17 protein-coding genes are annotated in these 23,822 nt (G+C 61.8%); 5 read left to right on the top strand and 12 right to left on the bottom strand.

Annotation, left to right across the window (positions count from 1 at the left end):
* Window positions 1-64 precede the first annotated feature (64 nt).
* Window positions 65-1,288, top strand: coding sequence for an MFS transporter (locus tag VWY75_RS16840; RefSeq protein ID WP_416535973.1), 1,224 nt, complete (start codon window positions 65-67; stop codon window positions 1,286-1,288).
* 92 nt (window positions 1,289-1,380) lie between these two features.
* Here VWY75_RS16840 and mfd read toward each other — a convergent pair whose 3' ends face one another.
* Together mfd and VWY75_RS16830 are read right to left on the bottom strand one after the other, a co-directional pair.
* Window positions 1,381-4,842 (bottom strand): transcription-repair coupling factor, encoded by a 3,462-nt coding sequence (mfd, locus tag VWY75_RS16835; RefSeq protein WP_416538722.1) that lies wholly within the window; start codon window positions 4,840-4,842, stop codon window positions 1,381-1,383.
* Window positions 4,843-4,876: 34 nt separating this feature from the next.
* The gene (locus tag VWY75_RS16830) at window positions 4,877-5,401 is read right to left on the bottom strand and encodes a component of SufBCD complex (RefSeq protein WP_340545503.1); all 525 of its coding nucleotides are present in this window, start codon (window positions 5,399-5,401) and stop codon (window positions 4,877-4,879) included.
* A 201-nt stretch (window positions 5,402-5,602) separates the two neighbouring features.
* On the opposite strand from VWY75_RS16830, the gene hemB reads away from it, so the two are divergent.
* Entirely contained in the window at window positions 5,603-6,601 is a 999-nt protein-coding gene (hemB, locus tag VWY75_RS16825; protein ID WP_416538721.1) for a porphobilinogen synthase, read from the top strand.
* Between the two features lie 217 nt (window positions 6,602-6,818).
* Window positions 6,819-7,394 (top strand): YSC84-related protein, encoded by a 576-nt coding sequence (locus tag VWY75_RS16820; RefSeq protein ID WP_340545501.1) that lies wholly within the window; start codon window positions 6,819-6,821, stop codon window positions 7,392-7,394.
* A gap of 159 nt (window positions 7,395-7,553) precedes the next feature.
* Here the strand turns inward: VWY75_RS16820 and VWY75_RS16815 are convergent, their stop codons facing one another.
* Entirely contained in the window at window positions 7,554-8,426 is an 873-nt protein-coding gene (locus VWY75_RS16815) for an NAD(P)-dependent oxidoreductase (protein WP_416538720.1), read from the bottom strand.
* A gap of 136 nt (window positions 8,427-8,562) precedes the next feature.
* Here VWY75_RS16815 and VWY75_RS16810 point away from each other — a divergent pair, with 136 nt between their 5' ends.
* Entirely contained in the window at window positions 8,563-11,052 is a 2,490-nt protein-coding gene (locus VWY75_RS16810) for a penicillin acylase family protein (protein ID WP_416538719.1), read from the top strand.
* A gap of 104 nt (window positions 11,053-11,156) precedes the next feature.
* Here the strand turns inward: VWY75_RS16810 and hflX are convergent, their stop codons facing one another.
* From hflX to trkA, 4 genes are all read right to left on the bottom strand, one after another.
* Complete coding sequence (hflX, locus tag VWY75_RS16805) at window positions 11,157-12,428, bottom strand: GTPase HflX (protein WP_416538718.1); 1,272 nt, start codon at window positions 12,426-12,428, stop codon at window positions 11,157-11,159.
* The gene (gene hfq, locus VWY75_RS16800) at window positions 12,428-12,667 is read right to left on the bottom strand and encodes an RNA chaperone Hfq (RefSeq protein WP_008204623.1); all 240 of its coding nucleotides are present in this window, start codon (window positions 12,665-12,667) and stop codon (window positions 12,428-12,430) included. Before hfq ends, hflX begins: the two co-directional genes overlap by 1 nt.
* A 128-nt stretch (window positions 12,668-12,795) precedes the next feature.
* Window positions 12,796-14,343 (bottom strand): TrkH family potassium uptake protein, encoded by a 1,548-nt coding sequence (locus VWY75_RS16795; protein ID WP_340546316.1) that lies wholly within the window; start codon window positions 14,341-14,343, stop codon window positions 12,796-12,798.
* A gap of 1 nt (window position 14,344) precedes the next feature.
* Complete coding sequence (trkA, locus tag VWY75_RS16790) at window positions 14,345-15,721, bottom strand: Trk system potassium transporter TrkA (protein ID WP_340545497.1); 1,377 nt, start codon at window positions 15,719-15,721, stop codon at window positions 14,345-14,347.
* 129 nt (window positions 15,722-15,850) lie between these two features.
* Between trkA and VWY75_RS16785 the strand changes: the two genes are divergently transcribed.
* Entirely contained in the window at window positions 15,851-16,312 is a 462-nt protein-coding gene (locus VWY75_RS16785) for a hypothetical protein (RefSeq protein WP_374015281.1), read from the top strand.
* Between the two features lie 76 nt (window positions 16,313-16,388).
* Here VWY75_RS16785 and VWY75_RS16780 read toward each other — a convergent pair whose 3' ends face one another.
* From VWY75_RS16780 to dusB, 5 genes are all read right to left on the bottom strand, one after another.
* Window positions 16,389-17,804 carry a sigma-54-dependent transcriptional regulator gene (locus tag VWY75_RS16780; protein ID WP_340545495.1) on the bottom strand — a complete coding sequence of 472 codons (1,416 nt, stop codon included), beginning with the start codon at window positions 17,802-17,804 and terminating at the stop codon, window positions 16,389-16,391.
* A complete protein-coding gene (locus VWY75_RS16775; protein ID WP_340545494.1) occupies window positions 17,801-20,080 on the bottom strand; it encodes a sensor histidine kinase NtrY-like in 2,280 nt (759 codons plus the stop codon). The genes VWY75_RS16780 and VWY75_RS16775 overlap by 4 nt, the downstream gene beginning before the upstream one ends.
* Before the next feature lie 99 nt (window positions 20,081-20,179).
* Window positions 20,180-21,592 carry a response regulator gene (locus VWY75_RS16770; RefSeq protein ID WP_340545493.1) on the bottom strand — a complete coding sequence of 471 codons (1,413 nt, stop codon included), beginning with the start codon at window positions 21,590-21,592 and terminating at the stop codon, window positions 20,180-20,182.
* A gap of 6 nt (window positions 21,593-21,598) precedes the next feature.
* Window positions 21,599-22,765 (bottom strand): two-component system sensor histidine kinase NtrB, encoded by a 1,167-nt coding sequence (locus VWY75_RS16765; RefSeq protein WP_416538717.1) that lies wholly within the window; start codon window positions 22,763-22,765, stop codon window positions 21,599-21,601.
* On the bottom strand, window positions 22,762-23,775 hold the full coding sequence (gene dusB / locus VWY75_RS16760) for a tRNA dihydrouridine synthase DusB (protein WP_416538716.1): 1,014 nt from the start codon (window positions 23,773-23,775) through the stop codon (window positions 22,762-22,764). Before dusB ends, VWY75_RS16765 begins: the two co-directional genes overlap by 4 nt.
* Between the last annotated feature and the right edge of the window lie 47 nt (window positions 23,776-23,822).

Here is a 23,822-nt window from a genome sequence, read left to right as displayed (position 1 = left end):
GACAGAGTGACGCCCAGACAGCGCCCGATTACCGGGGCTCCTGATGTGTCACCAGAGGTTTCAAATGACAAAAGATATTCACATCAGCATGTCAAAAGCTGAGTTCATTGCCCTGATTGCGATGATGTTCGCAACCGTTGCATTTTCCATCGACGCCATGCTGCCAGCCCTGCCCGAAATCGGTCAGACGCTCAGCCCTGACAACCCCAACCGTGCGCAGCTGGTCATTGCCGCCTTTGCGCTTGGCATGGGGATCGGGACTTTCTTTACAGGCCCGCTTTCCGATGCCTTTGGGCGGAGAACGGTCATTTTTGCTGCGGCTGCTCTTTATATTCTCGCCGCGCTGGCGGCCTACGCCAGCTCTTCCATCGAAATGCTGCTGCTCAGCCGTGTGGTCATGGGGCTTGGCGCTGCCGGTCCGCGTGTCGTGGCTCTGGCCATCGTGCGCGATCTCTATTCCGGCCGGGAAATGGCGCGGATGATGTCCATTGCCATGCTGATCTTCACCCTGGTCCCGGCCATCGCGCCGATGCTGGGGGCTGGTATTATTCTGCTGACAAGCTGGCGCGCGATCTTCCTGGCCTTTGCGCTATTTGCGATCATCATCATCCTGTGGATGGGGCTGCGCCTGCCCGAACCCTTGCCGCGGGAAAATCGCCGTCCGTTCCGCCTGCCAAGCCTGCTGGCCGCCGTGGCCGAGATGCTCCAGCACCCGACCGTCCGGCTGTCAATGATGGTCCAGTGTCTGTGCCTGGCGATGCTGTTTTGCATGATCACATTGGTGCAGCCGATCTTTGACGTGGTCTTTGACCGCGCGGCCAGCTTCCCCTTCTGGTTTGGCTTCATTGCCGTGATGTCTGGCACCGGCAGCCTGATCAATGCCTCCGTTGTGGTCCGCCTTGGGATGCGGCGCATGGTGACCTGGGCGCTGGGGGGGCAGATCCTGCTGTCAGCGATCATGCTGAGCCTGGGCACGCTGAACCTGCCGAATGATGTGATGTTCGGCCTCTTTGTGGCCTGGCAGACAAGCGTCTTTTTCATGGCCGGGCTAACCCTAGGCAACCTCAACGCAATGGCGATGGAACCGATGGGTCATATTGCAGGTATGGCAGCCTCGATCGTCGGGGGGGTCTCCACCGTCTTTGCTGCCGCTGCGGCTGCAACCGTCGGGCTTCTGTTTGACGGCTCCATTGCGCCACTGACCGGGTCGATCCTGCTCATGGTCGCCGCAGGCTTTGTCATCATGCTGCATATGGCGCGGGTTGAGAACCGGATCGCAGCCGAATAATCCCGCCCCCAAGAGAATGAAAAGCAAAGCCCCTCCAAAATGTTGGAGGGGCTTTTTCACGTTCTCACTTCAAGCCGATCAGATCAGGCCGATCAGCTGGTTTTGGCCCTGGCCTTCTTCTTCTCGGCAACCACTTTTTCCGCCAGATCCCGCGCGATGGCAAAGGCACCTTTGATCTTGTCGCCGTCTTTCTTCCAGTCCCGACGGACGACAATCTTGTTGTCTTTCACCTTGGCCAGCCCATCCTGGGCCTGGATGAAGTCCACCAGCCCCTGGGGTGATGCGAATTTATCGTTGTGGAACTGGATCGTTGCCCCCTTGGGCCCGCCGTCCAGTTTGGCAATGCCAGCGCGTTTGCACATTGCCTTGATCCGCACCACAAGCATCAGCGTATTGACCTCCTTCGGCAGCGGACCGAAACGGTCGATAAGCTCCGCCGCAAAGCCTTCCAGCTCCACCTTGGTGCTAAGGTCGGAAAGCCGACGATACAGACCCAGACGCACATCCAGATCGGGTACGTACTCCTCTGGGATCAGGACCGGCACCCCTAGGTTGATCTGTGGCGCCCATTGATCATCGCTGCCGGTCAACCCTTCCAGCTCACCAGATTTGATCTTGGCAATCGCCTCTTCCAGCATGGACTGATAAAGCTCATAGCCCACATCACGCATCTGGCCGGATTGTTCCTCGCCCAGGAGGTTGCCAGCGCCGCGAATGTCCAGATCCTGTGACGCCAGAGAGAACCCAGCGCCCAGCGTATCCAGCGACCCCAGCACTCGCAGGCGTTTCTCGGCTCCGGGTGTCAGACGCACCCGCGGCTTGGTCGTGAGATAAGCATAGGCGCGCGTCTTTGACCGGCCCACGCGGCCCCGGATCTGATAGAGCTGCGCCAGACCAAACATATCGGCACGATGCACGACCATCGTATTGGCGGTCGGAATATCGAGGCCGGACTCCACGATTGTGGTCGCCAGCAGAATGTCGAACTTGCCATCGTAAAAGGCATTCATCCGGTCATCCAGATCCCCGGCGGCCAGCTGGCCGTGGGCGATGACGTAGCTCAGCTCGGGCAGCTGCTCCTTCAGGAAGGCCTCGACATCGGGCAGATCGGTGATGCGCGGCACCACGTAAAAGCTTTGCCCGCCACGATAATGTTCCCGCAGTAGCGCCTCGCGGATGGTGACGGCGTCAAACTCGCTGACATAGGTTCGGATCGCCAGACGGTCCACCGGCGGTGTGCCGATGATCGAGAGGTCCCGCACCCCGGTGAGGCTCAGCTGAAGCGTACGCGGAATCGGCGTCGCGGTTAGCGTCAGGACGTGAATGTCGCTGCGCATCTGTTTCATCCGTTCTTTATGCGCGACCCCGAAATGCTGTTCCTCGTCGATGATCAGCAGGCCAAGGTTCTGAAACCGGATCGATTTGGCCAAAAGCGCATGGGTGCCAACCACGATATCAACCGTTCCGCGAGCCATGCCTTCGCGGGTTTTCGCCGCTTCCTTTGCTGAAACAAAGCGTGACAACTGCCTGACTTCCAAGGGAAACCCGCGAAACCTCTGGGCAAAAGCCGCCGCATGTTGACGGGCAAGCAGCGTCGTCGGCGCGACAATAGCCACCTGCACGCCGGACATCGCCGCAATGAAGGCCGCGCGCATCGCAATCTCGGTCTTGCCAAATCCAACGTCACCGCAGATCAGACGATCCATCGGCGAGCCGGACTGCAAATCCTCCATCACCTCGGCAATGGCACGCAGCTGGTCGTCGGTCTCCTGATAGGGGAAACGGGCGGAGAATTCCTCCCAGGCGTGCGGCGGCGGATCCATCATCGGCGCCTTGCGCAGCGCCCGTTCTGCGGCCACACGGATCAGCCGATCCGCCATCTCGCGGATGCGTTCCTTTAGCTTGGCCTTCTTGGCCTGCCAGGCACCGCCGCCGAGCCGATCCAGAAGCCCCTCATCGTGGCCGTATTTGGACAGCAGTTCAATGTTTTCGACTGGCAGGTACAGCTTTGATTGTTCTGCATATTCCAGCAGAATACACTCATGCGCCGCGCCAGCGGCGGTCACCACCTCCAGACCCTTGTAGCGGCCAATCCCATGGTCCACATGCACCACCAGATCACCGGGGCTGAGCGATTGGGTTTCAGTGAGGAAATTCTCGGCCTTGCGCCGCTTCTTGGGCGCGCGGATCAGCCGGTCACCCAGCACATCCTGTTCGGAAATCACCGTCAGATCGGCGGTCTCGAATCCGTGCTCCAGCGCCCAGACCGCCAGATGCAACCCAGATTTGCCGATCCGGGTGCCATCGCGGATCGCGATCACCTCGGCCAGGCCCTCATCCTCGATCAGGCCGGTCAAACGCTCTCGGGCGCCCTCTGAATAAGAGGCAACAACCACCGGACCCACCTGCAAACGCGCTTTAATATGATCTGCCAGCGCACTGAACAAGCTCACATTTTCCAGCTGTCGCTCCGGCGAGAAATTGCGTCCGATCCGCCCACCGGCATCAATCACCCCCGGCCCGCTGGCCTGTGGCAACGGATGGAACTGGATCACCCGGTGATCCGCGATCGCGGCCTCCCAAGCGGCATCATCCAGATACAGCAGCCCCGGCGGCACCGGTTTATAGACGGTATCCATCCGCCCCTTCTGCGCCATCGCGATCTTGCGCGTCTCATATTGGTCCGCGATGCTGTCCCAACGCGCCAACCGAGCCGGTGTCACCTGATCGTCCAATGTCACCGTGGCTGACGGCAGATAGTCAAACAGCGTTTCCAACCGCTCATGAAAGAACGGCAACCAATGCTCGATGCCCTGGTATTTCCGCCCGGCTGAAACCGCCTCGTAAAGCGGATCATCGGTGCCCGCTGCACCAAACTCGATCCGGTAGTTCTGCCGAAACCGGGTCACCGCCGCCTCATCAAGGATCACCTCGGAAACCGGCGCCAATTCAACCACGCTCAGCTTTTCGGTGGTCCGCTGGGTGGCGGGATCAAACCGCCGGGCCCCATCCAGCACATCCCCAAAGAGATCCAGCCGTACCGGACCGCTCTGTCCCGGCGGATAGATATCAATGATACCGCCCCGCACCGCAAAATCTCCCGGCTCCATCACCGTCGGGCTCTTGGTGAATCCCATCCGTGTGAGGTAGCTGCGCAGCGCCTCCTCGTCGATGCGACGGTCCACTTCGGCGATAAAGGCGGAATCCTTCAGAACCTGTCGTGCAGGCACCCGCTGGGTCGCCGCATTCAGCGTGGTGAGCAGCACAAATTGCCCCGGCATCTGATGCACAAGCGCCGCCAGCGTCGCCATCCGGGCCGCGGCAATATCTGCATTGGGCGACACACGGTCATACGGCAGGCAATCCCAGCCCGGAAAGCTGATCACCGGCATGTCGGGCGCAAAAAAAGCCAGCGCCGCCCGGGTCGCTTCCATCCGCTTGTCGTCGCGCGCCACATGCAGGACAGGACCATTGCTGCTGGCCGCCTCTTTCAGGATCAGCCGCGCATCAAAACCTTCTGGTGCGCCGCCCGCGGTGATTGCCCGTTGCGCCATCTACGTCTCTCTTTCGTCGTCTGCCCGCAGGCGATTAGCCGAGGAACCCGATTTGAAGGTTCTGATACATGCCCCAGAGCGCGGTGACAAAAATCGCCACCATCCCCACCAGCTGAATGAACAGTCGGCTGAGGGTCAGCTGCCGGATCAGGGTTTCCCCCGCCAGCCCTTCGCGGTGGATCCGGCGCGCGGAGTTCCAGTTAATTAGGCCGACAAACCCCATGGGAAAGGCCAGCAGGAACACGGCCTGGGCAAATTCAACACCGTAGTAAAACCCCAGCATCCCCAGCATGGCGAGCACAAAACAGGTCATGCCCAGCACCCAGTGGCCCGATACATCGGTGATATACATCATCCGGTTCACATTGACCCGCGCAATCGCCTCCAGATCCAGCGCTGCCTGTCCACCCTGCTTGCGGGCGCGGTACACCATGTCAAACGGCACCCCCATCACCCAATGGCTGGCAGAGGACCAGACAACGGCCAGCGCGATCCAGTACCACAGGTTGGAAAAGGACCGCAGATCAATCAGCTCGGTCAAGGTATGAAACAGATCCACTGCGCGGCCCTTCTCTCGTCCAGTCTTTGCGTCCCTATATCCCCCGCGCGGCGCCCTGGCACAAGGGGTGGCCCCGCGCCGCCATAAGATGGGGACATATGGCGCGGCGAATCTGTCACTTGTCGCCGCCGTCATTCCATGCGACCCAAAGGGAGACCACCGCGACCGCCCCCGGTCGCGCCAAAGACCTGCGAGGACCCGATGAACCCGACCGTCGCCCCATTTCCCGCTGCCCGTCCACGCCGACTGCGCAGCACCTCTGCCCTGCGCAATCTGGTGCGTGAAACCACCTTGACCAGCGACGATCTGATCTGGCCGGTTTTTGTCCGTGACGGCGAGGCGATCGAAGAGCCGATCCCCTCCATGCCTGGTGTTACCCGGCGCAGCATCGACAAGGTGGCCGAAGCCGCCGTCGAGGCGAAGGCGCTTGGTATTCCGGCGATCTGTCTGTTTCCCTATACCGACCCCGCGCTCAAGACCGAGGATTGCGCAGAAGCCTGGAGCCCCGACAATCTGGTCAACCGCGCCATCCGCGCCATCAAATCCGCCGCACCGGATATAGCGGTGATGACCGATGTGGCGCTGGATCCCTATAATATCAACGGCCATGACGGCTATGTCGTCGATGGTGAAATCGTCAACGACGAAACCGTCGAGGCGCTGGTCAAGATGACCGTGGCCCAGGCCGATGCCGGTGCCGATATCATCGGCCCCTCCGACATGATGGATGGTCGCATCGGCGCCATGCGCCGCGCGCTTGAAGCGGCGGGCCACCGCAATGTCACCATCCTGTCCTATGCGGCCAAATACGCCTCCGCATTCTACGGACCCTTTCGCGATGCCGTCGGCGCCTCCGGCGCGCTAAAGGGGGACAAGAAGACCTATCAAATGGACCCGGGCAATACCGATGAGGCGCTGCGTATGATCGAACGCGATCTGAGCGAAGGCGCCGATATGGTGATGATCAAACCGGGGCTGGCCTATCTCGACATCTGTCAGCGGGTGAAATCCACCTTTGGCGCGCCCACCTTTGCCTATCAGGTCTCCGGCGAATACGCGATGATCGAGGCCGCTGCGCAGAATGGCTGGATCGACGGCGAACGCATCATGATGGAAAGCCTCATGGCCTTCAAACGGGCGGGCTGCGATGGCGTGCTGAGCTATTACGCCCCGGCTGCGGCGCGGCTGCTGAACGGCTGATCCGCATCGGACCGGTGGCCGCTTTCGTGCATTGCGTGGGCAGCGGATCGCCAAAAATTGACGGCAGGAAGCCGCTGATTGCGGCGGTCGCAGTGATGACAGACGGCAGCTTTCCGCGTATACCATGCCACAGAGCCAGAGAACTGGCCGCAACTGAACAGTGACAGGCCGAAATGACAGCCCGCGCGGCGCCGGCCCCAGAAAACAGGCAAACAAGATGAGCAGCTCTTATTCTTCCCGTTTGACCCGGCGCGGTTTTGCGCTTGGCGCCCTCGCCGGTGCCGGTGTCACCGCCGCCTGCGGCAATGGCATCGGCAACAGCAATGCCAGCAAGATCGACGCCCGCGTCGATGCGACTCTTAGCCAGATGTACAGCCAATACCCCGGCGCCGTCGCACTGGCCGAAAAATCAACCGGCATGCTGGTGATGCCACTGGTGACCGAGGCAGGCTTCCTTGTCGGCGGTGCCTTCGGTCGCGGCGCGCTGCGCATCGACGGCGTAACGGTGGATTATTATTCCACTGTAAAAGGGAATGCAGGCCTGCAGATCGGCGCACAGCAATACGCCCATGTGCTGTTCTTCATGACCCAGGAAGCACTGTCGAACTTCCGCCGCTCCTCCGGCTGGGCCGCAGGCGCCGATCTGGAATATGTGATCCGCGACGAAGGCGACTCGCTGGCCGCCGATACCAATACGCTGAACAGCCCTATCCTGGCAGCGGTCTTCGGACAGGCAGGGCTGCGTCTTGGCGCCACCCTGGAAGGCACCAAATACACCCGCATTATCCCCTGATCCCTGCCCGCGCGCCCCGGCGGAGCGGATCAGCCAAGCTGGCAACGCGCGCAGCATGAAACAGGGTTTCGACTGTCGCGCGGCTGCCTATCTTCTGGCCCGAAATATCCCCGCCGGAGGCATGGCCTTTCCATCAGGAAAGGCCATTTTCATACCGACCTACTCAAAGGCCTTCAGGCGTTTGAACAGGCTGGAGGTGTCCCAGCGGCCGCCGCCCAGTTTCTGGACATCCTTGTAAAACTGATCGACCAGCGCCGTAACCGGCAGGCTCGCACCGGTTTCCTCCGCCGCATCCAGACAGATGCCCAGATCCTTGCGCATCCAATCGACCGCAAACCCATGCTCGAAGTGATCGTCCAGCATGGTCTCATGCCGATTGACCATCTGCCAGCTGCCTGCCGCGCCCTGGCTGATCACTTCCACCACAGCCCGACCATCCAGCCCCGCCTTCTCGGCGAAATGCAGGGCCTCGCTCAGCCCCTGAACCAGCCCGGCGATGGCAATCTGGTTGCACATCTTGGTCATCTGGCCAGCGCCGCTGTCGCCGATCCGGCGGCAGATCCGCGCATAGGCGCCGATGATCGGCTCTGCCTTGTCATAGGCGGCCTGATCGCCGCCGCACATGACCGAGAGCACGCCATTCTCCGCCCCCGCCTGTCCGCCGGAAATCGGCGCATCGACAAAAGCCAGATCCAGATCCGCCGCAGCGCCAAATAAGTCGCGCGTGACCTTCGCCGATACGGTGGTGTGATCGACAAAGATCGCCCCCGCGTCCATGCCGCCAAAGGCACCGTCATCGCCCAAGCAGACGCTGCGCAGATCATCGTCATTGCCAACGCAGGCCATCACGAACTCAGCCCCTGCCGCGGCCGCACGCGGCGTTGCGGCGGCGCGGCCACCATGTTCCTTGGCCCAAGCCTCTGCCTTCGCCGCAGTGCGATTATACACCGTGACCTCGTGACCGGCGGCCACCAGATGACCGGCCATCGGATAGCCCATCACTCCCAAACCCAAGAATGCAATCTTCGCCATCTGCTTTCCCCCTGATGCGTCTTGTCCTATGTTGGCGCCACCCTAGCAGCCGCGCCGCCCGGTGCAATCTGCGAGGGCGACAATCTGCGCCATAACCGGGCCAATAACGCCAAAAACCTGAGGAAACGCACCACCGATGGGACTTCTCTTTCGCTGGCTCCTGCGCCTTGCCGCCGCTTTGATTCTACTTCTGGTGATGGGGCTTGGTCTGGTCTATTTCCTCGCCGCGCAATCCCTGCCCGACTACGACAAGGAGATCACCCTGCCCGGCCTCCTCGCACCGGTGGAGATCGTGCGTGACAATGCCAATGTGCCGCATATCTTCGGCAGCTATGGCGCCAGCGATGAAGATGTCTATTTCGGTCTCGGCTATGCCCATGCGCAGGATCGCCTGTGGCAGATGACCACCCTGCGCCGCACCGCCATGGGCCGCCTGTCGGAGATCTTTGGCAGCCGCACCGTACAGGTCGACACGCTGATCCGGCGGCTGGACATCTACCGGCTGGCGCAGCAGTCGGTCGCCGCGCAGACGCCTGAGACGATGACCGCCCTGCGCGCTTATTCCGCAGGGGTCAATGCCCGGCTGCAAGAGATCAACGAGGATGCGCTGGGGCGCGGCGCACCTGAGATGTTCCTGTTCAATGTGCCCATGGCGCCCTGGCAGCCCGCCGACAGTATCGCGGTTATGAAACTGATGGGCCTCAAGCTATCAGGGCACATGCAGGAGGAAATCCTACGCGCCCGTACCTCTCTGGCGCTGCCGGATCCCAGCCGACTGAAGGACATCCTGCCCGATGCCCCCGGCAATGGCGTGGCGGCCCTGCCGGAATATGCCGCGCTGTTTCCCCAGCTGCCCCGTCATGCCAGCACCAGCACCGATGGCAGCCAAACGCTGCCCTTCATGCCGATTGCGCCGCGCGGGCTGGCCGGCGCCTCCAACGCCTGGGCTGCGGCACCCAGCCGGTCGGCGGCGGGCGGCACGCTGCTGGCCAATGATCCGCATCTGGAGCTGACGGCACCCGGTCTGTGGTATCTGGCGCGGCTGGAACTCGGCACCGGCGGTGTCATCGGCGCAACCATTCCCGGCATTCCCGCTGTGATCTCCGGCCGCTCGGACTTGCTCGGCTGGGGGGTGACCTCCTCTTATATGGATGATCAGGATCTGTTCATCGAACAGCTGAACCCGGACAATCCCGAGGAATACAAGACCGCCGACGGCTTCAAGCGGTTCACCAGCCGCCCTTCGATCATCAATATCAAGGATGAGACGCCGGTCACCCTGACCCTGCGCTGGACCGACAATGGCCCGGTGCTGCCCCGCTCGCTGTTCGATCTTGCGTCGATCACACCGCCCGGTCATGTGGTCAGCCTCGGCTGGACCGGCCTTAGCGCGCAAGACACCTCGATGAGCGCCGCACTCGAGCTGATGCGGGCCAATACGGTCGCAGAGGCGATCGAAATCGGCGAAGGCTATTTCGCCCCCTCGCAGAACCTGACCCTTGCCGGCAGGACCACGGTCGCGCTCAAAACCGTGGGCGCCATACCGCAGCGCGACGCACGGCACCAAAGCCAGGGCCGGATGCCGAGCCAGGGCTGGCGCCCCGAGAACCAGTGGCAGGGCCGCGCACCCTATGCCGCCAACCCGGAATTTGTCTCGCCCATCGGCGGCATTCTCGGCAATACCAACAACAAGCTACTGGACCGCCCCTTCCCCAACCATGTGTCCTACACCTGGGGGGATACCCAGCGGATCAACCGCTGGAAAAAGCTCATGCAGGACCGCCAGGTCCATACCCGTGACAGCTTTATCGAGGCACAGCTCGACACCGTGTCCTATACCGCGCGCACCCTGCTGCCGCTGATTGGTGCCGATCTGTGGTTCACGGGAGAGGCCGCCCCCGAGGGTACCCGCGAACGTCAGCGCCAGATCGCCCTGACCCTGCTGTCAGAGTGGAACGGTGAAATGAACGAACATCTGCCGGAACCGCTGATCTATGCCGCCTGGGTTCGGGCTTTGCAGAAACGCCTGATCACTGACGATCTCGGCCCGCTGGCTGCTGAGTTCACGCAGGTCGACCCGCTGTTCCTTGAACGGGTCTTCCGCGATGTCGAAGGCGCCTCGGTCTGGTGCGATATCCGCCAAAGCGCACCTACAGAGAGCTGCACCGAATTGGCCCGCCTGGCCCTTGATGATGCGCTGATCTGGATCGAAGAAACCTATGGGACCGCATTGGAATCCTTGCGCTGGGGCGATGCCCATCAGGCCACCCAGAACCACGAAGTGCTGGGCGACGTGCCCCTGCTGCGGGTTTTTGTAAACATCCGTCAGTCCACCAGCGGCGGCGACAACACGCTGCAACGCGGGCTCACCTCAGGCAAAGGCGAGCACCCGTTCAGCAACGTTCACGCCGCCGGCTATCGGGGGGTCTATGATTTTGCCGATCCTGACAGCTCCGTTTTCATCACCGCCACCGGCCAGTCCGGCCATTTCCTGTCGCGGCACTACGACGACATGTCCCAGCTCTGGCGGCGCGGCGAATATATCCCGATGTCACTGGACGAGGATTTGGCCCGGGCAGCAGCCGTTGGTATCACCCGGCTGATCCCCGCGGCCCCCGCGGAATGAGGCGGGCGATCCGGCGCCCGCAGCTAAACGTATCTGTTTCAAAACAAAATACCCCGCAACCGGTCCGGTTGCGGGGTATTTTCTAGACGAACTGCGCGATCTGATCAGAGCGCCGCGAAGCGATTCTTCTGTGTCTCGGTCCACAGAACAGTCAGTTCAAACCCGGTATCGGTCTGGGTTTCGCTTTGCACAACATCCTGTTCAAACAACCAGGCACGCTGCTTTCCTTGCGCGAATGTCAGGGTGATATCATCCTCGTGCCTGATCAGCCGCAGCTTGTCGGTGATATCCGCCAACAGCCCATCCAGCCCCTCGCCGGTGATCGCAGAGATGGCATGAATGCCATCTTCACGCTCCGCGCGCTGGCGGCGGGCCTCGGCCTCTTCCTCATCCAGAAGATCAAGCTTGTTCCAGACCTCAATCCGCGCACGGCTGTCATCAACCCCGAGCGAGGTCAGAATGCTCTCGACATCCGCCGCCTGGTTCTGGGTCTCATCATGGCTGATATCGCGTACATGCACGACCACATCGGCGGCCAGCACCTCTTCCAGCGTTGCCCGGAACGCAGCAACAAGCTCGGTCGGCAGATCAGAAATAAACCCAACCGTATCCGACAGGATGATTTCCGGCCCATCCGGCAGCTCAACCCGGCGCATGGTCGGATCCAGCGTGGCAAAGAGCATGTCCTTTGCCATCACCTCGGCACCGGTCAGCCGGTTGAAAAGCGTCGATTTTCCGGCGTTGGTATAGCCCACCAGCGCCACAATCGGATAGGGAATCTTGGCCCGTGCTGCGCGATGCAGAGTCCGGGTTTTCACCACCTTGTCCAACTGCCGGCGCAGCCGAACGAGCTGCTCGTCAATGGCGCGCCTGTCGGCCTCGATCTGGGTTTCGCCGGGTCCGCCGACAAATCCCAATCCGCCACGCTGCCGCTCCAGGTGGGTCCAGGCCCGCACCAGTCGCGTGCGCTGATAGCTGAGTGCCGCCATTTCAACCTGCAACACCCCCTCACGGGTGCGCGCCCGGTCCGAGAAGATCTCGAGGATCAGCCCGGTCCGGTCAAGGATTTTGACCTTCCAGGCCTTCTCAAGATTGCGCTGCTGAACCGGCGACACCGGGCCGTCGATCAGGACCAGCTCCACCTCTTCGGCCTGGAACATCGCCTTCAGCTCTTCGATTTTCCCGGATCCAAACAGCATCCCCGCATGCGCCTTTGGCAGGCGCACGACGGCCGATCCGATCACCTCGATGTCGGGCAGAGCCTCGGCCAATGACACGCCCTCAGCAAGGGCGGACACCGGATCGCGGCGATCGCGGTCTGATTTGATATCGGGATGCACCACCCAGGCACGGGTGGGCGTCCGGTCATGCTCCATCAAGAGGCGTCTTCACCTTCATACAGGCTGATCGGCTGGGCAGGCATGATCGTCGAGATGGCGTGTTTGTAAACCAGTTGCGACTGCCCGTCCCGACGCAGCAGGACACAGAAATTGTCAAACCATGTGATCACACCCTGCAACTTTACGCCGTTGATCAGAAAGATGGTGACCGGAACCTTGGTTTTACGAACGTGGTTCAGGAAGGCATCCTGAAGATTCTGTCTGTCCGAAGCCATTATTATTATCTCGCCTTTGTTCTTGTCGCGCTGCGGACCAGCGCCCCGTTAATGAATACTATGAACGCAGATAGTCGGAGTTTCCACCCGAAAATTACTCATATGACACCCACGGTAACCATGATTGATCAGCTGCGCCAGAGGTTTGGTGTCATAAGGGCAATGATCGCCAATGTTTCCAGCCGTCCCAACACCATGGCAAAGCACAGGATCAGTTTTGCGCTGGCTGTCAGATGGATCAGGGCGATGGGTTCGGATCCTGCGACCTCGGTCAACGGGCCGGTTGTGGACAGGGTCGCAATGGTCAGGATCAGCGCCTGTTCGAAATCCGAACCAACTGCGGCCAGACTGATGCTGATCACCGCCAGTGACAGCGCAAATAGCATGAAGAACACCCAGGCAACAAAAGCCCCGTTGCGTTGCAGTCGCCGATTGCCCTTGCCCTCGTTGCTGACGGAGGACGGATGCACCAGCCGTTCCATCTCGCGCAAGCCGTTCAGATAAAGCGCATAGACCCGCAGCAGTTTCACCCCGCCTGCCGTGGTGGCGACGCCGCCGCCGATCACCGCAAGCCCCAGTAGGATCATGCCCGGCGTATCCAGCCCCGACCATTGGCGGGCGGTTTCCCAGTCGGCGCTCTCGAACCCGGTGGTCGACAGGAACGACAGCACGGTAAAAGTCGCCCCCCACCATGAGTGCAGCCCCTGCATCAGATCACTGGTGGTTGCGACATCAAAACTGGCGATCCAATGGCGCAGGAACAACAGCAGAGGCACGCCAAAGACGATCAGTAGGCCGATGCGGAACTCCGGGTCGCGATCCAACCGGCTATGGCCGCTGGTCACCGTATCGGTCGAAAACGTCAGACGCGACAGGGCAAAGAACATGAACAGGAACATCACCATTTCCCCGGCGATGCCACTGGCACCATTCTCCACCCCGCCCACCGCCGAGATCCCGGAGGTGGCCAGCACCGACATCGCATGTCCCAGCGCAACAAGGGCGGTCTCGCCCGTGATGATCAACAGGATCCACAGAACCAGCGTCAGCCCGGCATAAAGCGGCGCCAGGGTTTTGGTCACCACCACCAGTTTGCGACGTGGATCAGCCCGCTGCATATGGAGCGGCGTCTCGGTGCCGCGTCCCGGCTCCCCCCGCGCGGTCACCTCAAATCCCCCCAGCGACAGCGGCGCCAGAATGGCCGAGGCCGCAACCCACATCAGCAGCCCACCCAGCCAGCCCACCATGGCCCGCCACAGATGCACGCTCGGCGGCAGGCGGTTGGGATCGGCAAATACATCCGCCCCGGTGGTGGTGATCGCGCTGACCATATCGAAATAGGCGTTGAGATAGCTGGTGTTGCCCAGGGCATCCTGCACCGGAACCGCCAGGAATGCGGGCAACACGGCAAAGCTCGCAAGCAGCGAGGTGAGCTGCCCCGGCATGCTGTACCGCGGCATCCGGTTGCCCATCGACAGCCCGACCAGCACAACCAGCATCAATCCCAGCACACCGGAATAGAAGAAACTGCGCGAGGTCTGGTGATCATCCAGGATCAGCGCGTGAACGGCAGGCACCCACATCGCCAGCGCGGCCACCATCAGGATCAGCAGAAAGAGCGGCAGACGCAGCAGGCCGCCTGTCTTTTCCATCGGCTGTTTGCGATGACGCGCCATGTTAGAAGAAGTCAATCGAGACCTGCATCAGGCGCTCAACCTCCGGCACATCCGCAGCCATGGCAAAGAGCGCGATCACATCGCCCTCCTCGATCCGCATTCCTCCGGTCGGCCGCATCACCTTACCGTTCTTGCTAACGGCGCCGACCAGCACCCCTTCGGGGAACGCGATGTCGCGGATCATCTGCCCAGCCATGGGAGAGGTCGACATCACCTCGGCCTCGATCACCTCGGCCTCGGCATCGCCGATGGAATAGACCTGTCGCACCCGGCCATAGCGGATGTGGCGCAGGATCGAGCTCACCGTTGTGGCCCGCGGATTGATATAGGCGTCGATCCCCAGCGGCGCCATCAGCGGCACCAGCGTCGGATCGTTGATCAGTGCAATCGCCAGCGGGCAGCCTTCGGCCTTGGCCCGCACAGCGGCCAGCATATTGACCTTGTCGTCATCGGTGACCGCCAGCATGGCGTCGGCCCGGTCGATCCCCGCCTCGATCATCAGGCTGCGATCCAGACCATCGCCGTTCAGCACGATGGTTCGCTCAAGCGTCTCGGCGGCGCGTTCGGCGCATTTGCGGTTCCGCTCAATCATCTTGGCGCGGGTGCGCCCAGTCCGGGCCTCCAGCGCCTTGGCCACCTCAAGCCCGACATTGCCGCCGCCAACGATCACCACGCGATCCTGGCGTTTCTGTTGTTTGCCAAACACTTCGATCGTGCGGCTCACGTCATCAACATGGGCAAACACATAGGCGCTGTCCCCCACAAACAGCTGATCTCCCGGCTCTGGCGCAAACAGGGTGCCATCGCGGCGAATGCCCACAACGATGGCCCGCAGCGTCGAAAACAGATCCGTCAGCTGTCGCAGCGGCGTGTTGACCACCGGACAGTCCTCGTCAATCTGCACCCCCAGCAGCTGCGCTTTGCCGTCCATGAACATCTCTGTATCAAAGGCGGCAGGCGCCGAAAGACGCTGCATCGCCGCCGCTGCCACCTCGCGCTCGGGGCTGATCACCACATCAATCGGCAGATGGTCGCGGCGGTAGAGATCCGAATAAATCGCTTCGAGATAGCTTTTTGACCGCAGTCGCGCGATTTTGCGCTGGATCGAAAAGACCGAATGAGCCACCTGGCAGGTGACCATATTGACCTCATCCGAATGTGTGGCCGCAATGATCATGTCTGCGTCACGGGCACCGGCGCGGGTCAGCACGTCCGGGTAGGAGGCAAACCCGGCAATCCCCTGCACATCCAGCGTATCCGTCGCGCGGCGCACCAGATCGGGATTGTTGTCCACCACGGTCACGTCATTGTGCTCCCCCGACAGGTGCCGGGCGATCTGCCAGCCGACCTGACCTGCGCCACAGATAATAACCTTCATGTGCTTGTTCCTCAGGGCGCTGCTGCGCGAAATCGCGCGTTTTGAATGACAGAAGCCGCCGGAACGGTCAATTCAATTGTCTTACCGCCCGTTCTGGCGCACAATCAAAGGATGTCCATAAGAAATCATATGCTTGCCGCACTGCTGGTGACATCAGCGCTGGCGGCCTGTGGCCCGGTTCCGGTCTATTACCGCGCCGGTGCGGATGTGGCCCGGCGCGATGCGGATCTCCTCGCCTGCGAGGTCAGCGCCCTGCGCGACGCCCCTGTGGCCACCCAGATCCGCCAGCACCCGCCGATCTTTCGCCCCGGTGGCGAGGTTTGCCGCAACGGGCGTTGCTATCACCGGGCCGGCTATTGGGAGGATGGCGGCATCTATACCGTGGACGTAAACGCCGATCTGCGCCAGCGGGTCGAGCGGTCCTGCATGGCCGCGAAGGGCTACGAAAACATCGCCGTAAAACGCTGCCCGCAGTCGGTGGCGGATGCCGTCGGGGCGCGGCGCGCCGCAACCCTGCCTCAACTCAGCCAGACCTCCTGTGCGATCGAACGCCGTGGTCAGTCGCCACAGATTGTGGCGACGACGCCCTAAGGCTCAACCACGGCGTACCGAGCTTTCAGTCAGGAAACCCTGACAACCCACTGATAAGCAGGGGATATGGCCTGAATCAGACCATATCCTCTTCGGTTTCCTTCTCAACATGCGCGATCCGCGCGCCTGCCTTGTTCGAGGTGACAACCCCCAGCGATTTCAGTTTGCGGTGCAAGGCAGAGCGTTCCATCCCGACAAAAGATGCGGTGCGGCTGATATTGCCGCCAAAGCGGTTGATCTGGGTCAGCAGGTATTCGCGTTCAAACGCCTCGCGGGCCTCCCGCAGCGGCAGCGTCGCCAGCGCCCCGGAAAGCACAACGCGGCTCTGGTCATCTACCGCTTCTTCATCGCGGGGCAGATCCTTTGGCTCAATCGGACCGCTGCTTTCGCCAAGGATCAGAACCCGCTCCACCATGTTCTTCAACTGCCGCACATTGCCCGGCCACAGCATGGTCTGCATCAGGGCAATGGCATCCTCGCTGAGCTTGCGCAGCGGCAGGCCCTGGCTCTGGTTGAAATGCGCGATGAAATGATCCGCCAGCAGCGGAATATCCTCGCGCCGGTCGGCCAGAGAGGGCACCGGGATCGGCACCACATTCAGGCGGTGATAGAGCTCCTGACGGAAGCGATCCGCCTCAATCTCGCGCTCCAAGTCCTTGTTTGTCGCGGAAATAACCCGCAGGTCAACGCGTACCTTATCGGCCCCGCCAACCCGCTGGAACTGCTGATCCACCAGCACCCGCAGGATCTTTGACTGGGTCCCAAGCGGCATATCCGCCACCTCGTCAAAGAAGATCACGCCGCCATGCGCCTGTTCCAGCAGCCCGGGCTCAACTCCGCGTTCGGCGCTTTCCCGACCAAACAGCACCTCTTCCATACGGTCCGGCTCGATACTGGCGCAGTTCACCGTCACAAAGGGGGCCGAGGCGCGATTGGACTGGGTGTGAATATAGCGCGCTGCAATCTCCTTGCCGCTGCCAGCAGGCCCCGTCAGCATCACCCGGCCGTTGGACTTTGTCACCTTGTCCAACTGGCCAATCAGCGCACGATAGGCCGCAGAGGCCCCGATCATCTCGCTCACGCCGGCATCCTGACGCTTCAGATCGGAGTTTTCGCGGCGCAGCTTCGAAGCCTCCATCGCGCGGCGAATAACCACCAGCAACTGGTCAATATTAAAAGGTTTTTCGATGAAATCATACGCGCCCTGCTTGATCGCGGCGACGGCAATTTCAATATTTCCATGGCCGGAAATGATCACCACGGGGATTTCCGGGTTGTCGCGTTTCACCACCTTCAGGATGTCGATCCCATCCATCTGGCTGTCCTTCAGCCAGATATCGAGGATCAGGAGCGCCGGCGGCTCGGCGTTGAGCGCGGCCATGCATTCCTCAGAGCTGCCGGCCTTGCGCGTTGCATAGCCTTCATCCTCAAGGATATCGGAAACCAGCTCACGGATGTCGCGTTCGTCGTCAACAATCAGAATGTCACTCATGTCAGACCTGCTTTCACTGTACTCTTATTGGGGGCTGCCGCCTCATGTGCGGCAGGCAGGCGGATCACGGCCATGGCGCCATAATGGGCCTGACCTTCGAACACCGGTGCGTCTTCCAGCACCAGCGTTCCGCCGTGTTCTTCGATGATCTTCTTGACGATCGGCAGGCCGAGACCGGTGCCTTCGTCACGGGTGGTCACATAGGGTTCAAACAAACGGGCACGGTCTTCTGGCAGACCGATGCCATTGTCGGCGATGGTGACCTCATAGCCGGTTTTCGTCGAGGTGACGGCAATGCGAATTTCCGGATCCAGATCCGGCACGCCACCTTTTTGCTTCAGGGTTTCAACGGCTTCGCCCGCGTTCTTGATCAGATTGGTCAAGGCCTGGCCGATCATGGTTGCATCCAGATCGGCAAGCATCGGTTCGGTGGGCAGATCGGCGGTGATGCGCAGATCAGGCTGGCCTGCCCGTTGCAGGGTCACCGCATCGCGCAACAGCTTCACCAGATCCTCTTCGCGGCGCTCCGGCTCCGGCATCCGTGCGAATTTTGAAAACTCATCAACAATGCGGCGCAAGTCATTGGTCTGGCGCACGATCACATCTGTCATGGATTGCAGGAGATCGCTGTTCTCCTCCCCCAGCTTGGGCGCGAATTTGCGTTTGATACGCTCGGCACTCAGCTGGATCGGGGTCAGCGGGTTCTTGATCTCATGGGCAATCCGACGGGCCACATCGCCCCATGCCGCCATCCGCTGGGCGCTGACCAGGTCGGTGACATCGTCAAAGGCAACCACATAGCCCTCAAGCCGCCCCTCCTCGCTGCGCCGTGGCGACATCCGCACCAGCAGGTTCTCCAGCTGCCCCTGGCGCGTCACCTTGACCTCATCCTGCACCACATCGGCGCCGGTTTCGCTCAATTCCACAAACAGCGGCCCAAACTCCGGCACGGCCACAGCCAGTGCCAGCGACTGACGATCGCCATTCCAATCCAGCAGGCGCTCGGCGGAGCGGTTCACAAAGGTCACCCGCCCCTCAGGGTCCAGCCCGACCACACCCGAGGTCACCGACATCAGCACGGAATCAAACAACCGGCGGCGGCGTTCGATCTGGCGGGTGTTCTCAAGCAGCGTGTCGCGCTGCTCGCGCAGCTCCAGCGTCATCTGGTTGAAATAGCGCCCCAGCTGCGAAATCTCGTCATCGCCGTCGTCTTCGGGCACCTGCACGTTGAGATTGCCCGCACCGACCCGGCGCGCCGCAATTGTCAGCCGTCCGACAGGCCGCGACAGCCGTTCGGCAAACCACATGCCCAGCCACATCGCCGCAAGGATCAGGATCACCGCAAAACCGAGGTACAACAGCACAAAGTCAAACAGAACCCGCCCGCGTTCGCTCTCCAGCTGCTGGTAGAGATGCGCGGTTTCCTTGGTGTCATCCAGGAGGCTCAGCAACTCACCGTCCACATCACGGCTGACATACAGGAAGCGGTCGACAAACGCATCCAGCCGCACCAGCGCCCGCAGTTCGCTGTTTTCCCAGTCCTGGATCAGCGTAACCCCGTTAAACGACGCCTTGCTGATGTCAGCGGCGCGCGGCTCTTCAAAGTCAAACTCATAGGAGCGTTCGCCACGGGCCCGGATGGCCCCGGCGCCATCCACCACATAAGCCTCCTGAAGGCCGCGTTGGATCTGCAATTGCCCCTGTGTCAGCACCTGGCGCAGCTGCCCGTCGCTGATGAAGAAATTGCGGTTCCGGCTGTTGTCGATATAGCGCGCCAGCGCCACCGCATCCTCCGACAGGTCGCGCTGCTGCTGCTCCTGATAGGCCTCAGCGGCGGCAAGCGAACTTCCCACGACCTGACGCACCCGGTCCGAAAACCAGCCCTCAAGGCCCACGTTCACGGTCAGGCCGGCAAACAGCGCCACAATCACGGTGGGCGTCAGCGCCAGAAAGGCGAAGGCCCCGATCAGCCGCAGATGCAGCCGGGAGCCCGCGGATTTGGCCCGTCGGGCTGCGATCAACCGCCCAACCTGCGTCAGGACCAGTGCCGCGACAGCCAGCACATAGATCAGATCAGCCAGCAGGATCAGCCGCAGCGACAGCGAGGCGACCCCTTGCGAGAACGGGCCGATGATCAGAAATGTCGAGAGCGCCAGCACAGGCCCCAGAACAACCAGCCCAAGCGCGCCGACATTGCGTGCCCTGCGGGTTCTGCGCCAGCGGTCAAGGGCCGCAAATGGCCCGTATGCCGAGCGAAGATGTGACCTCTGCGCCACGTACCGTCCCCATCCTGATGTGCGACCATTCTGGCCGACCGCCACATATCGTGATCGTCACCAGCGCGAACGCTGATCTGCCACGGTTCTGTGGCTATATTACATCAGTTTGCGACGGCGTGTCACCTCAATATCAAGGTCGGTGATCTTCTTGCGCAGCGTATTGCGGTTAATACCAAGTAAATCCGCACATTTTGCCTGATTTCCGCCGGTCATCGCGAGCGATAATTCAATCAAAGGGGTCTCAACCTCCCGCATCAACCGGGCATATAGGCCGGGTGGCGGCAGCATATCGCCGTGCAGATCGAAATAGCGCTGCAAATGGCGCGCCACTGATTCCGACAGTTTCTCGGTACTGAGGGCCGCACCGCTGGCTGCCAGCGGCTCCCCGCCCGATTGCGCGCCCAGCGCACCGTTGACTTCATCCAGGCTGATGTCCTCGCTGCGGGCGGTCAGCGCCAGACGCCGCATCACATTCTCCAGCTGGCGCACATTTCCCGGCCACGGGAACTGCCGCAGCGGTTCGCGCGCTGCCTCGCTCAACCGGCGGTGCGGTGCGCCATCATTTTCGGCCCGCGTCAGGAAATGCGCGCAAAGCAGCGGAATGTCATCCACCCGCGCCCGCAGCGCAGGCACGGGGAGCTCCGTGCCGCTGATCCGGTAATAGAGATCCTGTCGCAGCCGTCCGGCCTCCATCGCTGCGGTCAGATCCTGCTGGCTGGTGGCGATGAAACGCGGCTGGTGGTCTCCGGGGGCATCCATCATGCGAACGACGCGTGCCTGTGCCTCCTCGGAGAGATCTGCCAGCTCATCCAGCAGCAGCGTGCCGCCACGGGCCTGCGCCAGCAACTGCGCCGGACCATCGAGCGAGGCGAGATCAGCCGCCTCAGCCCTGACAAACGGCAGGGTGCGCCGATCCGAAAGATCATGCATGGACCGCGCGATCAGGGATTTTCCAGTGCCGCTCTCGCCGGTGATCAACAGCGGGATATCGGTGTTCATCACCCGCGCCACCAGACGGTAAAGCGTCTGCATCACCTCGGTGCGCCCCACCAGTGGCAGGTCCTCATGGGTCTCGCCGCTATGAAGGCCGAGATCGCGTGCGCCCTCCCCCTGCGGCGTCGAACGCCCCTGCCCCTGCGTTTGCCGCCGCTCCGTCAGCGCCTTGGCAGTCCGCTTCATCAGCTCCGGCAGGTCGAACGGTTTGGGCAGGTAATCATAGGCCTCGGCCTCAGCCGCCTTGATCGCTGTCATGATGGTGTTCTGCGCCGAGATCACGATCACCGGCAGCCCTGGCCGGTCATCGGCGATCTTGGGCAGCATCTCCAGCCCATTGCCATCCGGCATCATCACGTCGGAGATGACGACATCGCCCTTGCCCTCGCCAACCCAGCGCATCAGCGTCGTCAGAGAGGAGGTCGCATGCACCTTGCACCCGGCCCGTGTCAGGGCCTGTGTCAAAACCGTGCGGATAGTGCGATCGTCATCTGCGACCAGAACGGTGCCGTCCATGATGTGCTACTCCTTGGGTGCGTCTGCGGTATGGTTGGGATCATGTGGAAACGGTGCCGGGCGTGGCGCCGTCGGCACGCGCGACAGCGACAGGCGAAACACCGTCTGCCCGGGTTCGGAACTGACCGTGATCCAGCCCTGATGATCGGCAATGATCTTGCTGACCAGCGCCAGTCCCAGACCAGTGCCATTCTCGCGGCCAGAAACAAACGGATCAAAGATATCATCGCGGATCGCCTCAGGCAGACCCGGACCGTCATCGGAAATCTCAATCTGCAGCGGCAACAGCTTGCCGGACCCATCACTGCGCCGCAGGCGGAACGAATGCTCATAGAAGGTACGGATGCGAATGGTTCCACCACCGGGATCGGCGGCCTCTGCTGCGTTCTTCAGCAGGTTCAGGACCACCTGCAACAGCTGGTCCCCATCGCCCCAGGCCATCGGCAGCGAGGGGTCGTAATCCTCGATGATGGTCATCTGCGCGCCAAACCCCAGCAACGCAGAGCGGCGCGCCCGGTCCAGCACATCATGGATATTGACCTCCTGAAAGGCCGGGGCCGAGAGGTTGCCGAATTGCTCCACCTGCTCCAAGAGTTTCACGATCCGCCGACTTTCGCTCACGATCAGATCGGTCAGCTCCAGATCATCCCCCGACAGCCCCATGGACAGCAGCTGCGCCGCACCGGTGATCCCTGCCAGCGGGTTCTTGATCTCATGGGCCAGCATCTCGGCCATACCGATTGCGGATTGCGCGGCGGATTTGGCCGAATGGTTCTGCGTCAGTCGCCCGGCCAGCTCGCGCGGGGAGAGCAGGATCAGCATCCCCCCCTGAACGCCCTGCACCCGCGCCACCTGTACATTGCATTGCAGCGGCGCCCGCCCGGGGGTGCCGACGTCGATATCGTTCACAAACAGCGGCGTGCCATTGTCGCGGGCGCGCTCCACCGCCTCGTCAATGGCCGGGGCAATGATCACATGCTGCCAGATGCCCTGGCCCAGCAGCGCCTTGCGCGAGGTATTGAGGAAGCCCTCACCGGCGGAATTCACATCCGCAATCCGGGCCTCGCGATCTATGACAAAGGCCGGAATCGGCAGCGACGCCCAGAGCGCGCTGTCTGCACCGTTCCAATCGACCTGCGTTGCGCCGGTTTTTCCGCCCTCTGCCTGTGTCATGCCGCTTGCCCGCCCATGGTTTGTGGTCCAAGATCCGGCCCAGCGCCCCCGGTCAGCGCCGAAGGCAGGAGGCTGAGCACCGTCTTGGGGTCCTTGGCTGTCAGCACCTCCCGGCGCAGCTGAGCAGGAGTGGCGGCCTCATCCATATACCAGCCCAGATGTTTGCGTGCGACCCGCAGGCCCAGATCCACGCCGTAAAAGGCGATCATCGCCTCGTAATGAGCGCTGACCATCTGAACCAGATCCGAACCGGTCGGCACATCGGGGGCTGCACTGCCCCAGATGTCATGCGCCACCTCAGCCAGCAGCCAGGGCTTGCCCTGCGCCCCGCGCCCAATCATCACGCCATCCGCACCCGAGAGTGCCAATGCACTGCGGGCGGTGGCCGTATCCACGATATCGCCATTGGCCAGCAGCGGAACCGTCAACGCAGCTTTCACTGCTGCAATGGCCTGCCAATCTGCATTGCCCTTGTAGAACTGACACCGGGTACGGCCATGGATGGTGACCATCTGCACCCCAGCCTCCTGCGCGCGATAGGCCACATTGGCGGCGTTCAGACAGCTGTCGTCCCAGCCAAGCCGCGTCTTCAACGTCACCGGCACCGAGACCGCAGCCACCACCGCCTCAATCAGCGACAGCGCATGATCCGGTGTCTTCAGCAGGGCCGAGCCGGAATAACCATTGGTCACCTTCTTGGCCGGGCATCCCATATTGATATCAATCAGCTTTGCGCCCCGGCTTTCCACCTGCCGCGCGGCCTCTGCCATCCAATAGGCATCGCGCCCGGCAATCTGCACCGCCGTATTCTCCACATCCGCACTCAGCTCGGCCCGTTCACGCACGCCGGGCTTGGCCTGCACCATTTCCTGACTGGCAACCATCTCGCTCACCATCAGCCCGACACCAAAGCTGCGCACCAGATCGCGAAACGGCCGATCGGTGATTCCAGCCATCGGCGCCAGCGCGATGGGAGGGGTCAAAGAGGTGGAACCGAGAGTGAAGGACAACTGCCTAATCCTTGTGCATATGTGGTGTTTCTATCCGAAGCAGCCTC

The sequence above is a fragment of the Phaeobacter sp. JH20_08 genome, from assembly GCF_048056635.1.
Lineage (GTDB): Bacteria > Pseudomonadota > Alphaproteobacteria > Rhodobacterales > Rhodobacteraceae > Phaeobacter > Phaeobacter bryozoorum.
The sequence above is the reverse complement of the archived record's forward strand: the minus strand, read 5'-3'. Positions and strand labels throughout refer to the sequence as shown.